Source organism: Sphingomonas sp. Sph1(2015) (assembly GCF_001970915.1).
GTDB classification, from domain to species: Bacteria; Pseudomonadota; Alphaproteobacteria; order Sphingomonadales; family Sphingomonadaceae; genus Sphingomonas; species Sphingomonas parapaucimobilis.
Genome location: NZ_MQUI01000019.1, coordinates 16,000 through 31,295 on the forward strand (window position 1 = coordinate 16,000; position 15,296 = coordinate 31,295).

Annotated in this window: 10 protein-coding genes; 6 read left to right on the plus strand and 4 right to left on the minus strand. The window is 65.6% G+C overall.

Annotation, left to right across the window (positions count from 1 at the left end):
- Positions 1-17 precede the first annotated feature (17 nt).
- Positions 18-650 (minus strand): TetR/AcrR family transcriptional regulator, encoded by a 633-nt coding sequence (locus BSZ14_RS09670; RefSeq protein WP_076710751.1) that lies wholly within the window; start codon positions 648-650, stop codon positions 18-20.
- 128 nt (positions 651-778) lie between these two features.
- Between BSZ14_RS09670 and BSZ14_RS09675 the strand changes: the two genes are divergently transcribed.
- From BSZ14_RS09675 to mtnP, 4 genes are all read left to right on the plus strand, one after another.
- Entirely contained in the window at positions 779-1,975 is a 1,197-nt protein-coding gene (locus tag BSZ14_RS09675; protein WP_076710752.1) for an efflux RND transporter periplasmic adaptor subunit, read from the plus strand.
- Between the two features lie 18 nt (positions 1,976-1,993).
- The gene (locus BSZ14_RS09680) at positions 1,994-5,206 is read left to right on the plus strand and encodes a multidrug efflux RND transporter permease subunit (RefSeq protein ID WP_076710753.1); all 3,213 of its coding nucleotides are present in this window, start codon (positions 1,994-1,996) and stop codon (positions 5,204-5,206) included.
- Positions 5,199-6,668, plus strand: coding sequence for an efflux transporter outer membrane subunit (locus BSZ14_RS09685; protein ID WP_042488636.1), 1,470 nt, complete (start codon positions 5,199-5,201; stop codon positions 6,666-6,668). Before BSZ14_RS09680 ends, BSZ14_RS09685 begins: the two co-directional genes overlap by 8 nt.
- 120 nt (positions 6,669-6,788) lie before the next feature.
- Positions 6,789-7,667 carry an S-methyl-5'-thioadenosine phosphorylase gene (gene mtnP / locus BSZ14_RS09690; protein ID WP_076710780.1) on the plus strand — a complete coding sequence of 293 codons (879 nt, stop codon included), beginning with the start codon at positions 6,789-6,791 and terminating at the stop codon, positions 7,665-7,667.
- A 3-nt stretch (positions 7,668-7,670) separates the two neighbouring features.
- Here mtnP and BSZ14_RS09695 read toward each other — a convergent pair whose 3' ends face one another.
- The 3 genes from BSZ14_RS09695 to BSZ14_RS09705 all read right to left on the minus strand — a co-directional run bounded on the left by BSZ14_RS09695 (position 7,671) and on the right by BSZ14_RS09705 (position 11,934).
- The gene (locus BSZ14_RS09695) at positions 7,671-8,963 is read right to left on the minus strand and encodes an MFS transporter (protein ID WP_042488639.1); all 1,293 of its coding nucleotides are present in this window, start codon (positions 8,961-8,963) and stop codon (positions 7,671-7,673) included.
- 44 nt (positions 8,964-9,007) lie between these two features.
- On the minus strand, positions 9,008-10,495 hold the full coding sequence (locus tag BSZ14_RS09700; RefSeq protein ID WP_076710754.1) for an alginate export family protein: 1,488 nt from the start codon (positions 10,493-10,495) through the stop codon (positions 9,008-9,010).
- Positions 10,496-10,602: 107 nt separating this feature from the next.
- Positions 10,603-11,934, minus strand: coding sequence for a dicarboxylate/amino acid:cation symporter (locus tag BSZ14_RS09705; protein WP_042488641.1), 1,332 nt, complete (start codon positions 11,932-11,934; stop codon positions 10,603-10,605).
- A 210-nt stretch (positions 11,935-12,144) separates the two neighbouring features.
- Here BSZ14_RS09705 and BSZ14_RS09710 point away from each other — a divergent pair, with 210 nt between their 5' ends.
- Together BSZ14_RS09710 and BSZ14_RS09715 are read left to right on the plus strand one after the other, a co-directional pair.
- Positions 12,145-13,935, plus strand: coding sequence for a sensor histidine kinase (locus tag BSZ14_RS09710; RefSeq protein WP_076710755.1), 1,791 nt, complete (start codon positions 12,145-12,147; stop codon positions 13,933-13,935).
- Positions 13,932-15,248: a sigma-54-dependent transcriptional regulator gene (locus tag BSZ14_RS09715; RefSeq protein ID WP_076710756.1), complete on the plus strand. Its 1,317-nt coding sequence runs from the start codon at positions 13,932-13,934 to the stop codon at positions 15,246-15,248. Before BSZ14_RS09710 ends, BSZ14_RS09715 begins: the two co-directional genes overlap by 4 nt.
- Positions 15,249-15,296 lie beyond the last annotated feature (48 nt).

Below are 15,296 nucleotides of genomic sequence, written 5' to 3' on the forward strand. Positions count from 1 at the left end.
AGATCGTACCCGATCGCTCAACCCGCCGTCGCGACCTTCAGGAACACCGACCAGCGATGCTCGAAAAAGGCGTCCGGCGTCATGCCGTTGAAGCGGTCGGGAAGGTCGAACTGCATCCGGCGGCCGGGTCCGTCCAGGATGTCGGCCAGGAGGCTGAACAGCGCCATGGCGCTATCGTCACGCCGCAACAGCCCGGCATCCTGCGACGCCTGGATACAGGCGATGATCGGATCGGCAAGCACGCGGTCCCAGGTCGCGAATCGCTGACGCAGCTCCTCGGAGAAAATCGCCTCCGATGTCAGAAAGGCCATGAACCGGACCGAATCCGGCTCGACGCAGAAAAAGAAGAAACGGCGCGCAGAATTCTTCAATCGCTCCAGAGGATTGGCGCCGCTGCTGCCGTCCAGCATGGTCTGGTTCAACCGGTCCAGGTCGCGCGTCACCACCGCGTCGAGCAACGCCATCTTTCCCGCGTATCGGCGATAGATGGTATGCTTGCTAACCCCCACGGATAACGCGATTTCCTCCATCGAGGTGCCTTCGATCCCGCGGCTGCAGAACGCCTCGCGCGCGCCGGACAGAATGATGTCGTCAATGTGCTGCGCCTGCTCGCGCGTGGGTCGTCCAGCGGTCCGTTTGGTGACTGTCATGTTCCCCTCTTGCGTCCTTAAAAGGCATTGGTCAAATTTAATTGCACCTGCCCGTTGCTTTTTTGCAGGTGCGAGGTACAGGGGAACCGAATGACTTAAACGTCAGGTGCTTCAGGGAGTTTCACGGGGTGTCCAAATTTACCGTCCTGGGGCCGTCGCTTGCGATGGCATTGGCGTTGGCGGCGTGCGGGCAGGGGGCGTCGCAGCAGCAGCAGGCTGCTCCGCCACCGCCCCTCGTCACCGCGATCACCGTTCAGTCCGCTGCCGTTCCCAACGTCATCGAACTGCCCGGCCGGATCGAGGCGATCCGCACTGCCGAGGTTCGCGCGCGGACCGACGGTATCGTCGAGGCGCGGCTGTATCGCGAAGGCACCGACGTCGCCGAGGGTCAGCCGCTGTTCCGCATCGACCAGCGCGACTATCGTGCACAGGTGCAACAGGCTCAGGCCGCACTGGCTCGGGCCGAGGCCGCGCGGGTGAATGCCGCGTCGATCGTCCGCCGTTACCAGCCCCTGGTGTCCGAACGCGCGGTCAGCGCGCAGGAATTCGACGCGGCCCAGTCCACCCTGCGCCAGGCCGACGCCAGCGTCGCGGATGCCCGCGCCGCCCTGTCGCGTGCGCAGTTGCAGCTGAGCTACACCATCGTCCGCGCGCCGATCGCCGGCCGCGTCGGTCGCGCGCAGGTGACCGAGGGCGCGCTGGTCAGCGCAACCCAGGCGACGCCGCTGACCCAGGTCGACCAGATGTCGCCGATCTATGCCGTCTTCACCCAGTCGAGCGCGGCGTTGAGCGAATTGATCCAGCAGGCCCGCTCGGGTGGTCTGGCGCTGCCCGACCTGTCGCATATCACCGTGCGCCTGACGCTGGAGGACGGATCCGAATATGGTCCGACCGGCCAGCTCGACTTTGCCGGGCAGACGGTGGACCCGACGACCGGCAGCCAGCAGTTGCGCGCACGCTTCCCCAATCCGACCCGTGCCCTGCTGCCCGGCCAGTTCGTCCGCGCTCATGTCAATGCGGGCACGATCCGCAACGGCATCTCGGTGCCGCAGCGCGCCGTCCAGCTGAGCAATCAGGCGGCCTCCGTCATGGTGGTCGACGGGGCGGGCACGGCCCAGCCGCGCCCGGTCACGCTGGGCGGTCAAGTCGGCAGCAACTGGGTGATCCTGTCCGGTCTGAAACCGGGCGAGAAGGTCATCACCGAGGGCTGGCAGAAGGTCCAGCCGGGCCAGAAGGTTCGCATCGGGCAACCGGGGCAAGCCGGTGGCGCACAGGCACAGGGCCAGACGGGCGGACAGCCCGGCCCTGACGCCGCTGCCCGCTGATCGCCGGAGTAGAGCATCATGAACCGTTTCTTCGTCTATCACCCGGTCTTCGCCTGGGTGATCGCGCTCTTCATCGCCCTGTTCGGTGTGATTTCGCTGCGGCTGCTGCCGATCGAAAGCTATCCGTCAGTCGCGCCGCCCGCACTGAACCTCGCCGTCACCTATAATGGTGCCGATGCCGAGGTGATGGACCGTTCGGTGACCGCGGTCATCGAGAAGGAACTGAACGGCGTCGACAATTTCCTCTATATGGCGTCGACCAGCCGTTCCAACGGCACCGCGCAGATCACCGTCACGTTCAAGCCGGGCACCGACCTGGATGTGGCGCGCACCCAGATCCAGGACCGCCTCAGCCGCGCCGAACCGCGCCTGCCACAGGAGGTCCGCGCGCTCGGCATTCAGGTGACCGAGGGCTCGGCGGGCTTCCTCGAGGTCATCACGCTCAGCTCCAAGTCGGGCAAGACCAGCCCGGTCGCGATGGGCAACTTTGCCGAGAACAACATCCGCAACGAGCTTCGCCGTATCGATGGTGTGGGCGACGTGCAGCTGTTCGGCTCGCCCTATGCGATGCGTATCTGGCTCGATCCGCAGAAGCTGGCCGGGTATAGCCTCTCGGCGTCCGAAGCGCTGGCTGCCGTGCAGGAGCAGAACAGCCAAACGGCGGGCGGTTCGATCGGCGCCCAGCCGCTGAACCGGACTGCAGAGTTCACCGCGCAGATCATCACCCAGAACCGCTTTGCCACGCCCGAGCAATTCCGCCAGATCATCATCCGGGCCAACCCGGACGGCTCGGCCGTGCGGCTGGGTGACGTGGCGCGTGTCGAGTTGGGCAAGGACAATTACGGGTTCCGCCTGACCCTGAACGGCAAGGAAACCGTGGGTCTGGCCGTTCAGCTGGCCAGTGGCGCGAATGCGCTGGCGACGGCGGACGCGGTCACCGCCAAGATGAAGCAGCTTCAGACAAGCTTCCCCGCCGATGTGACGTGGAGCGTTCCCTTCACCACGACGCCGTTCATCACCGCTTCGGTCGACAGCGTGATCCATACGCTGGTCGAAGCGATGATCCTCGTCTTCCTGGTGATGTTCCTGTTCCTCCAGAACTGGCGCGCTACGCTGATCCCGGCGATCGTCGTGCCGATCGCACTGGGCGGCGCGTGTATCGGCCTGCTGGCCTTCGGCTTTTCCATCAACACACTGTCGCTGTTTGGCATGGTGGTGGCGATCGGCATCCTCGTCGACGACGCGATCGTGGTCGTCGAGAATGTCGAGCGTATCATGTCGGAGGAGGGGCTGAGCCCCCGCCGCGCGACCGTGAAGGCGATGGGGCAGATCACCGGCGCGATCATCGGCATCACGCTGGTGCTGGTCGCGGTGTTTATTCCCATGGCATTCTTCCCAGGCTCGACCGGCGGAATCTATCGCCAGTTCTCGGTGACGCTGGCGGTGTCGATCTTCTTCTCGGCCGTGCTCGCGCTGACGCTGACGCCTGCGCTGTGCGCGACGTTGCTGAAGCAGGAGGACGCGCATCCGGAGGATCGGCCCGAGCCCAAGCCGGGCGTTCGCGGCCTGCCGCAGCGTTTCTTCAACTGGTTCAACGACAAGTTCGGCCGGGGGACGGAGAAATATACGGGCGGCGTGAAGCGGATGATGTCGCGGCCGGTTCGCTGGCTGGCGGTGTTCGCCGTTGTCGTCGTCGTCACCGGCCTGATGTTCACGCGTATCCCCGGCGGCTTCCTGCCGACCGAGGACCAGGGCTATATCTTCGTATCGTATGATGCCGCCCCCGGCGCGACGCTGGAGCGGACGGGCGAGGCGATCACCAAGGTCGAGAAGTTCCTCCACGCCCAGCCGCAGGTGTCCGACATCGTGTCGGTCGCCGGCTTCAACTTCTTCGGTCAGGGCCAGGCGGCGGGTATCTCGTTCGTCAACCTGAAACCCTGGCACGACCGCAAGGGGACCGAGAACAACTCGACCACGCTGGTCGGCAAGACGATGGGCTTCGTCCAGTCGATCCCGGAGGCGACCATCTTCGCGCTCGACCCGCCGCCGATCCAGGCGCTGGGCAATGCGACCGGCTTCTCGATGAAGATCGAGGATCGTTCGGGCCTGGGCGCAGCGGCGTTGCAGCAGGCCCAGGGCGCGATCCTGGCCAAGGCATCGCAGAACAAGACGCTGATGGGCGTTCGCCCCGAAGGTCTGGGACCGGCGCCGCAGCTCTATGTCGACATCGATCGGATCCAGGCGCGCGCGCTGGGGCTTCAGATCGCGGACGTGAACCAGACGCTGTCGATCGCCTTCGGCTCGGCCTATGCGAACGACTTCGTTCGCGAAGGCAATGTGTTGCGCGTCTATCTTCAGGCCGATGCACCTCAGCGCATGTCCCCCGACGACGTACTGGCGCTGCGTGTCCGCAACAGCCAGGGCAATATGGTGCCGTTCTCGGCCTTTACGAAGGTTCGTTGGCAGAACGGGCCGCAGCAGCTGGAGCGGTATAACGGCTATCCGTCGCTGACCGTCTCGGGCATGGCCGCGCCCGGCCAGTCGACCGGCACCGCGTTGAAGGAAATGGAGAAGATCGCACGCGAAGTGATGCCCGCGGGCATGAGCTTCGAGTGGACCGGCACCGCCTATGAAGAACAGCAGGCGGGTGGCCAGATCGGCCTGTTGCTGGGCCTGTCGCTGATCGTCGTCTTCCTGCTGCTGGCCGCGCTGTATGAAAGCTGGGCGATCCCGCTGGCGGTGTTGCTGGTGGTGCCGTTCGGTGTGCTGGGCGCGGTGTTGATGACCATCTTCCGGGGCTTCTCGGCGGACGTGTATTTCAACGTCGGTCTCATCACGATCATCGGCCTGGCGGCGAAGAATGCGATCCTGATCGTCGAATTCGCGATCGAGGACGAGGAGGGCGGTCGTTCGCCGTTCGAGGCGACGCTGGAGGCGGCTCGCCAGCGTCTGCGCCCCATCCTGATGACCAGCCTGGCCTTCATCCTGGGCATGGTGCCACTGTTCATCGCGACGGGGGCGGGTGCGGCCAGCCGTCGTGCGGTCGGCACCGGCGTGATGGGCGGCATGATCGCGGCAACCGCGTTCGGCATCTTCTTCACGCCGGTCTTCTACATTGCGGCCAAGAAATGGCTGGCGCGCGAACATGACCATGAGGCGGCGGATGCCGAGGAAGAAGCGCGCGAGCGTGACGAGCGAACCGGCGAAGAGGAGGGCCAGGCCCATGCGTAAGGGGATTTCCCGTGCGGCCGCCGCGCTGGCGCTGACCAGCGCGCTGGCAGGCTGCAACCTGGCGCCGCAATATCGCCAGCCGATCGCACCCGTGTCCGCCACCTATCCCGAGGCGGCCAGCGGCACCCGGACGGCGGCGGAGATCGGCTGGCGCGAATTCTTCGCCGACGAGCAGCTCAAGGCCTATATCGCCGCCGCGCTCGCCAACAATCGCGACCTCGCCCAAGCGGTGGCGCGGGTGGCGCAGGCGCGGGCACAATATCGTATCCAGGATGCGCAGCGTCTGCCGGCGCTGGATGCCACGGCTGGGGCATCCCGGACGCGGGTGCCGCTTAACTCACTTGGCTTCGGCAACGCCATTCCCGGAGCGGGCAATGCGGACAACCCGACCTCGATCACCTATAACCAGTTCTCGCTGGGCGCGCGGGTGTCGAGCTTCGAGCTTGATTTCTGGGGTCGGGTCCGCAACCTCGCCGAGGCGCAGCGACGGCAATATCTGGCGACGGTCGAGGCCGAACGCGCCTTCCGCCTGTCGCTGGTCGGACAGGTCGCCGCGACCTATCTCCAGATTCGCGCTGCCGAAGAGCAGATCGCGCTCGCCGAGCAGACCGTCACCAGCCGCCGCGATGGGCTGAGCATCGCCAAGCGGCGAATGGATGCGGGTGTGACGTCCAGCGTCGATTACGATCAGGCGGCGGCGCTGCTGACCCAGGCGGAAACGCAGCTTGCCGAGCTGCGCCGTACGGTGGCCCAGTCGCAGAACCTGCTGACGGTGCTGGTCGGCGGTCCGATCGCCACGCCGCTTCCGGCGGGGCGGCGCCTGGGCGATCAGAACCAGTTCGCGGCGATCGAGCCCGGTCTGCCGTCGGCCCTTCTGGTCAACCGGCCCGACGTGCTTCAGGCCGAACAGCAACTGCGCGCCGCCAACGCCAATATCGGCGCAGCGCGCGCGGCGTTCCTGCCCAGCATTTCGCTCACCGGGCTGGCGGGCTTCGTCTCGCCTGCGCTCAGCAGCCTGATCGACGGCAATTCGCGGCAGTATCAGGTGCAGGGGGCAGCCTTGCTCCCCATCTTCGACTGGGGGCGTCGTAACGCGCAGCTGAAGCTCAGCCGGGCGCAGGCCGACGAGCTGACCGCCGCCTATCAGCGCGCGGTGCAGGGCGCCTTCCGCGAGGTCGCCGACGCGCTGGTCGCCCGGCGTCGCTATGCCGAACAGATCGAGGCGCAGACCCGCGCGGTCGATGCGCAGCGGCGGCTCGCCCGCACGGCGCGGCTTCGCTATACCAACGGCATCGCCATCTATCTCGAAGTGCTGGATGCCGAGCGCAACCTGTTCTCCGCCGAGCAGCAGTTGCTGACGTTGCGCAGCGCCGCCCTTCAGAACGACGTCACCCTCTATGTTGCGCTGGGCGGTGGCCTGCGCGAGACAGGGGCGGCGTCCACGGTTCCCGCGTCCGGCTAAATCCCCGAACCCCCGGCCGACGCGGTTGAGCGAGGGGCGTACGGGATCCTCCCCCCGTGCGCCCCTTTGCTTTGTGTAAAGGAGCGCCTAACCGGCGAGGCGATGCAACAGGAGCGTGATATGACGGGCTGGACGATCGGGATCATCGGCGGCTCCGGCCTTTATGCGATCGATGCGCTGGCGGATGTCGAGATGCTGCTGCTCGACACGCCATGGGGTGCACCGTCCGATACGCTGGTGCGCGGCCGCATCGGGAATGTCCGTTTCGTCTTCCTGCCGCGCCACGGTCGGGGGCATCGCCTGTCGCCGACCGAGGTCAATGCACGTGCCAATATCCATGCGCTGAAGCTGGCAGGCTGCACCGACATACTGGCGATCTCAGCCATCGGGTCGCTGCGCGAGGAACTGCCGCCCGGTCATTTCGTCGCGGTCGATCAGTTCATCGACCGGACCGTCCACCGTGACACCAGCTTCTTCGGCGAAGGCTTGGTCGCCCATGTCTCGATGGCCGATCCCGTCTGCCCGCGTCTGTCGACCCTGGCGGCGCAGGCGGGAGAGCGGGCGGGGGCCAGCATGGTCCATGGCGGCACCTATCTCGCGATGGAGGGGCCGCAATTCTCGACCCGTGCCGAGAGCCATCTCTATCGGCAATGGGGCGCCGACGTGATCGGCATGATCGCGATGCCCGAAGCGAAGTTGGCCCGCGAGGCGGAACTGCCTTACGCGCTGATCGGCATGGTCACCGACTATGACTGCTGGCGTGAGGACGAGGCACATGTCGAAGTCGATGCGATCCTCGCGCAACTGGGCCGGAATGCGGCGACCGCGCGGGCTTTGGTCGCAGAACTGGCTGCCATGCTGCCCGAGGAGCGGACCGCGTCGCCGATCGACACCGTGCTCGATCAGGCGCTTATCACGCCTGTCTCACATATGGATCGGGCCAAGGCGGATAGCCTCGGCCCGATCGTATCGCGTGTCCTCGCCAAACGGGGCGGGTAGGGATCAATCCTCGACGATCTGGCTGTTCTTGCGGGTGTCGCGCATCCGCAGATAGACAATCAGCGAGACGCCGATCATCGCGGTGACATACCAGTAGAAGCCCTGCTCGAAGCCCGCCTTCTTGAACAGCAGGGCGACTGACTCCGCCGTACCACCGAAGATGGTGTTGGCCAGCGCATAGGGCAGGGCGACGCCCAGCGCACGGATGTGCGCCGGGAAAAGCTCGGCCTTCACCACCGCGTTGATCGAGGTATAGCCGGTGACGATGATCAGCGCGCCCATGACCAGCGCCCCCGCGACGATCGGATCGCGCGTCGTCTCCAGCGTCGAAAAGATCGGATAGGTCAGCAACACGCCTGCAATGCCGAACGCGACCATCAGCGGCTTGCGGCCGACCCGGTCCGACAGCCCGCCCGCCAGCGGCTGCAGCAGCATGAAGACGAACAGGGTCACGGCGTTGATCTGGCTGGCGACCTCGCGGCTGAAGCCGCTGGTGTTGACCAGGAACTTCTGCATGTAGATCGAATAGGCATAGAAGGCGAGCGTCCCGCCGGCGGTCAGCAGCATGACCGTCATGGTTTCCTTCGGGTGCTTGGTGAACAGCTGGACCAGCCCCGACTTGGGCGCGCCTTCCTTTTTGGCATTCTTGAAGCTCGTGGTTTCAGCCAGACCGCGGCGGATGTAGAAGACCACGACCGCCAGCACCGCCCCCAGCGCGAACGGAATGCGCCAGCCCCATTCGTCCAGCGCCGCCTCGCTCATGGTCGATTGCAGGATCAGCAGGACGCAGATGGCGAGCAACTGGCCGGAGATCAGCGTGACATATTGGAAGGACGAAAAGAAACCGCGCCGGTCCTTGCCCGCCATCTCCGACAGATAGGTCGCGCTGGCGCCATATTCGCCACCGACCGACAGACCCTGCATCAGGCGCGCCAGCACCAGCAGTGCCGGGGCGGCCAGGCCGATCGTCTGATAGCCCGGCGTCACCGCGATGATCAGCGAGCCCGCACACATCAGCGTGACCGACAGGCTGAGCCCCGCCTTGCGTCCGCGGCTATCGGCATAGATGCCCATGACCCATGCCCCGATCGGCCGCATGATGAAGCCGACCGCGAACACGGCCGCCGCGCTCAGCAACTGGGCCGTGCGATCAGCCGACGGGAAGAAATGCGGCGCGAAGTACAGGGTAAAGGCGGAGTAGACATACCAGTCGAACCATTCGACGAGATTGCCGGTCGAGCCACCGATGATGGCTTTCAGCCGCTCGCGCCCGGGATCGGCGGTGATACTGGTCATGTCGTATTTCCCCTTTTTCCTAATTTTCGTTTTCTGCCGGCTTGTTAGAAGCGGAAGCTCAACCATCCTGCCCAGAAGTCCGAGCTTTTCAGATTGGCGCGTTGCAGCACCGTGTCCGCCTTGAAGTGTTCGTAACGGCCAACGAACGAAAGGCGTGGCGTGATGGTCCATGTCGCCTGCAGGCGGGCGACCTCGGCCACCTTCTTGCCGCGCACATTCTGCGTGCCCGCCCAAGGCGCGCCGCTGGCGCGGTACACGGCGTCGAACTCGTTGGGCCGCCAGGCAAAGCCATATTCCGTCGCCAGACGCACGCCCTTGAACGGCGAGAAGGTGAAGTTGGGTGCCGTGTACAGCAGATTGGTCGGCGTCAGGAACAACCCGTAGCTATAATAGATGTTGTTGCCGAACAGGCCGTTGGTCGTGTTCAACTCGCCCGTCCGCTGATAGGCGCCGCCGCCCGAGCCATAGTCGAAATGCACGCCGACGCGCGGCGCGTCGGGCTTATTGCCCAGGCGATAGGTCTGGGCAACGAACGCCTGCCATGCCTCGATCGGGCGGTTGTTGAAGGTGCCGCGCTGGTTGTTGACCGTCCAGTCGATATTGATCGGCCCGGCATCGCCATAGGCATGAAGGCCCAGGAAATAGCGTTCCTCCAACCCGGTCGTCGGTCCCCAGACGGCACGACGGTTTCGCAACCGCCAGATGAAGGGATCGACGTACAGCTTGGACCCGCCGAACAGCTTGGGCGACAGGCGGAAGCCGAAGGTCGCGCCCGAGAACCGCACGTCCGGGTTGGTCCTGTCGTCGCCGATGCCCTTGAAGCCATAGGTTACATAGTTCAGGTCGAACACGTCGATGCGGGCATCCTTTCCGCGTGCATAGGCGCGGACGCCGTCGAGTACGAAGAACAACGTGTTGTTGTCACGACCGACCGTCAGCAGCTGCGGCCCGTCGAAGAATTCCTGGCGACCGGCACGCACACCGACGTCGAGACCCAGAGCCTTGCCCTTCACCTCGGCAAAGAGCTGTTGCACGGCCAGCTGGTTGCGCAGGTTGCCGCCCGGTGCGCCCAGGTTGATCCCCTGGAGTTCGGCGCGGCCCAGTTCCCCGAAGACGCGGAAGTGATCGCCGAGATGGACGTCCGCGCCGCCGACGATGCGGGCGATATCCTGACGCTGCTGCTGCACTTCGCGGAGGTTGGGATTGGTGGTGATGTTGACGCGGGTGCGAAGCTCGCCCGAGAAGGTGACATAGGACTTTCCGTCCTCGGTCAGCTTCACGCATTTCAGGGCGTCGATGACGTCGTCGCGTTTGGACGGATCGCAATATTTGCGCCAGTCCTCGGCCCAGCGCGACTGGTTATAGCCCGCCACGGTATTGCCGTCGCCCGCCGCGCTGGTGGGATAGGCGGTGCTGGCAGGGCTGGCGGGTTCGGCCGCGGCCTTCGGGGTGACGGTCTGTGCCGTCGCCGGGGAAATCGCCGCCCCCATCGCCGTCACCAAGGCGGTGCCGGCAAGCCATAGAGTTTTCATGAAAATGTCCCCCCTTAATCGGACCAATATGTCGTCGCGGCGACTGCCTATAACATCCTGGTAAACAAATGACCCGGCCGATGCCGTCGGCCGGGCCGGGTTTGGTATCAGGCGATGGCGGGCTGGACCGGGGCAGCGGTGGAGAGCATCGGCTTGCCGCTCAGCGCGGCGTCGAGGGCGTCCTTGTCGAGAGCACCTTCCCAACGGGCGACCACGACGGTGGCGACCGCGTTGCCGATGAAGTTGGTCAGGCTGCGGCATTCCGACATGAAGCGGTCGACGCCCAGGATCAGCGCCATGCCCGCGACCGGCACGTCCGGCACGATCGACAAGGTGGCGGCCAGGGTGATGAAGCCCGCGCCGGTGACGCCCGCGGCACCCTTGGACGACAGCATCGCGACGAGGAGCAGCGCCAGCTGCTGGCCGAGCGACAGGTCGACACCGCAGGCCTGAGCGATGAACAGCGCGGCCAGCGTCATGTAGATGTTGGTGCCGTCCAGGTTGAAGGAATAGCCGGTCGGGACGACCAGGCCGACGACCGACTTCTCGCAACCGGCCTTTTCCATCTTCACGAGAAGGTTCGGCAGGGCGGCCTCGGACGACGAGGTGCCGAGGACCAGCAGCAGTTCGGCCTTCAGGTAACGGATCAGCTTCAGGACCGAGAAGCCGTTGGCGCGGGCGATGGTGCCCAGCACGACGACCACGAACAGGATCGAGGTGAGGTAGAAGGTCGCGACCAGCGCGCCGAGATTGACCAGGCTGCCGACGCCGTACTTGCCGATGGTGAAGGCGATGGCGCCGAAGGCACCGATCGGGGCGGCGCGCATCAGGATGCCGACCATGCGGAAGACGACGACGCTGATCCGCTCCAGGCTGTTCAGCAGCGGGCGGGCAGGCTCGCCGACCAGTGCCATCGAGATGCCGAACAGGATGGCGACCATCAGCACCTGCAGGATGTTGCCCTGCGTGAACGCGCTGATCAGCGTATCGGGGATGATGCCCAGCAGGAAGCCGGTGACGGTCGTGTCATGCGCCTTGGCGGTATATTCGGCGATCGACCCGACCTTCAGCGTGCTGGGATCGATGTTCATGCCCGCGCCGGGCTGGACGACATTGGCGACGATGAGGCCGACGATCAGCGCGAAGGTCGAGACAGTGATGAAGTAGAAGAACGCTTTACCGGCGACGCGGCCGACCGAGCCCAGTTCGCGCATACCAGCGATACCGGTGACGACCGTCAGGAAGATGACGGGGGCGATGATCATCTTCACCAGCTTGATGAAGGCATCGCCGATCGGCTTCAGCGATTCGCCGAAGCTGGGCCAGAAATGACCGATGATCGCGCCCAGCGCGATCGCGAACAGAACCTGTACATATAGATGGGACCAGATACGCGCCCGGCGGGGCGCCTCTGCCACGGCATAATCTTGGGCGATCATGACTTTTCAGCATCCTCTACAAAAAAGTGGGCCGGACGCGGTAGGCCGCGCTTCCGAATTGTCGTCAGTGTGCGGAATGCCGCCGGGGATTTCAATTTTCTCAAAATGGCCTTCATCACATTGTAAAATAACGAAAAATTATTCGGGTTGGACCTGTGTCGCGCGAAAATCCGCATGGTATTTGGAAGCAGGTTGCGATATTTCGCACATATGTCACCGCCGCCCCATCTCGGCCGCGCCCAGGTTCGGCGCCATGCGCTGCCGCTGATCGCGGTCGTGCTGCTGACGATCGTCGCCGGTTCCTTGCTGCGTCTCTATGCCCACAGGCAGGCGATCTCCGACCTTCGTGGCGAAGCCGTTCGCATCGCCCGACAGGAAGAAAGGCTGCTGAACAGCGAGTTGCAGCGCTTTCGGCTGCTGCCCATCGTGTTGGTTGAATATCCCGATGTCGGCGACGCCCTGCGCAACGGGTCGGTCGAGGCTGCCGCGCGACTGAACGAGAAGCTGCGTGGATTGGCCGAGCGCACGGGTGCGCCGGTCATCTACGCGATCGACAGGCGAGGGCGGACGGTCGCGGCCTCCAATGCGGGCCTTGGGGACAGCTTTGTCGGGCGCGATTACGGGTTTCGTCCCTATTTCCGGCAAGCGATGCGAACCGGCACGTCCGAATATTTCGCCCTGGGCAATACGAGCCACCGGCCTGGCCTCTTTCTCGCCCGACGGATCGGACCTGCGGCGGCCCCGGACGGCGTGGTCGTCGTAAAGGTCGAATTCGCCCATATGGTGCAGGCCTGGGCGAGCGATGCGGGGCAGACCCTGTTGCTCGACGATCATGGCGTGGTCGTGGTCACGACCGATCCTGCCGCGGAATTCACGCTGACCCGCACGCTGATCCCTTCTGCCCAGAAAGCGATCCGCGAAAGCCAGCAATTCGGTACGATGGCCCTTCGCCCCGGCCCCTACAGGATCGTGGGCATCGATGCGACCGACCGCGAGGGCGCGCGCTATGTTGTCGGCGTCACGCCTGCACCGCTCCCCCGGTGGCAGCTGGTGCATATCCTTCCCTCCAAGCCTGCGCTGAAGGAAGCTGACGGCTGGGTCCGATCGGTCACGGCACTGATCGCGGTCGGGCTGATCGGCCTGACCCTGTTGACGATCTGGCGACGGACACGCGCCGAACGCGCGGCGATGGCGCGTGAGGCGTTGGAGGAGGAGGTCGCCCGGCGGACTGCCGAATTGCGCGCGACCAACGATCAGCTGACCGTCGAGATTTCCGAGCGTATTCGCGCCGACCAGCGTTTCCGTGCCGCGCGCGAGGAGCTGGCGCAGGCCAACCGATTGGGTTCGCTCGGCTCGATCACGGCGGGCGTGGCGCATGAGATCAACCAGCCGGTGGCGGCGATCCGCACGCTGGCCGACAATGCCCGCACCTTCCTGTCGCGCGACAAGCCGGACAAGGCGGCGGGCAACCTGGCCACCATCGTCGAGCTGACCGAGCGGATCGGATCGATCGTCCAGGAGATGCGGCGCTTCGTCCGGCGCGGGACGCATGGCCTGGGACCGGTATCGCTGGAGGCGGTGCTGGATGGCACCATGCTGCTGATCGGCGATCGGTTCCGCACGGCCGGGGTCGCGCTGGAACGACCGAGAGGCGAGGCGCTGCCCCGGGTCGTGGCCGGGCGGGTTCGGCTGGAGCAGGTGCTGGTCAATCTTCTGCAGAACGCCCTGGATGCCGTGGCGGAGACGCCATCGCCGCGTGTGCGACTGACGGTTATCGAGCATCCCGATAGCGTCGAACTGACCGTGGAGGATAACGGCCCCGGTCTGGACCCGGCCATTGCGACCGAGATTTTCACCCCCTTCGTGACCGGCAAGCCCGATGGGCTGGGCCTGGGTCTGGGGATTGCGCGGGATATCATGACGGAGTTTGGCGGCGTGCTGGAAACTATCCCTTCAAGCCTGGGCGGCGCAGGCTTTCGTTTGAGGATGCGCCGGGCATGAGCGAGACGTTGCGGGTTCTGCTGGTCGATGACGACACGGTGCTGCGCCAGGCATTGGCCCAGTCGTTCGAACTGGCCGGTATCGATGTCGAGGCGCATGGCGATCCGCTGGCGGCGCTGGCGGTGATCAGCGCCGATTTTCCGGGCATGGTGGTGTCCGACATACGGATGCCCGGCCTGGACGGGATCGAATTGTCCAAGCGGGTGGCCGCGATCGACGCCGAGATCCCGGTGATCCTGATGACCGGGCATGGCGACGTGCCCATGGCGGTCGCCGCTCTGAAGCAGGGTGTGCATGACTTCGTCGCCAAGCCCTTCGCCGCCGATCACCTGATCTCCAGCGCCGAACGCGCGCTGGAGATGCGGCGGCTGGTTCTCGACAACCGGCGGCTGCGACGGGCGGCGGAGGAGGCGCAGGGCGCCTATCCGCTGATCGGGGAAACGCCGGTCATGATGCGGCTGCGCGATACGGTGCGACAGGTCGCCCAGGCCGATGTCGACGTGCTGGTCGAGGGAGAGACGGGGACGGGCAAGGAGTTGGTCGCGCTGCTGCTCCACCGCTGGAGCGCCAGGCGGACGCGGCCCTTCATCGCGGTCGACTGCGCGGCCTTGCCCGAGGTGATTGCCGAGGACGAGTTGTTCGGCCAGGCGCATGGCCGGACGCCGGGACGCATCGCGGCGGCGCATCGCGGCACGTTGTTCCTCGACGAGGTCGACAGCATGGCCCCTGCGCTGCAAGGTCGGATGCTCCGCGTGGTCGAGGAGCGGGAGGTCCGCGCGATCGGGGCGGAGGATCCGCAATTGCTCGACCTGCGCATCGTCGCGGCCGCCAAGTCCGATCTGGCGCGGGCGGTGGAGGAGGGGCGGTTCCGCGCCGACCTGCTCTACCGTCTCGACGCGGTGCGGCTGCGCGTGCCGCCCTTGCGCGAGCGGCGGGCCGATGTGCCGTTGCTCTTTGCCCATTTCCTTCGCGAGGCGGCGGAGCGGTTCGGGCGGCCGGTGCCGATGATCGACGGCAGTATCCAGGCGCGGCTGCTGTCGCATGACTGGCCGGGCAATGTGCGTGAGGTGCGCAACTATGCCAATCGCGTCGCGCTGGGCCTGTTCGGGGACGCGCGGGAGGCGGGCGATCCGCTGCCGTTGCCCGAACGGGTCGAGCAGTTCGAGGGCGCGACGATCCGCGCCGTGCTGGAGGAGGTGGCGGGCGACGTCCGCGCGGCGCTCGCCGTGCTCGGCATCCCGCGCAAGACCTTTTACGACAAGGTCGCGCGGCACGGCATCGACCTGAACGCCTATCGCCCCAATCGCGCTTGACGCCGCGTCACGGGCAAGGGAGCATGGCGGCCACGACACCGATCTACG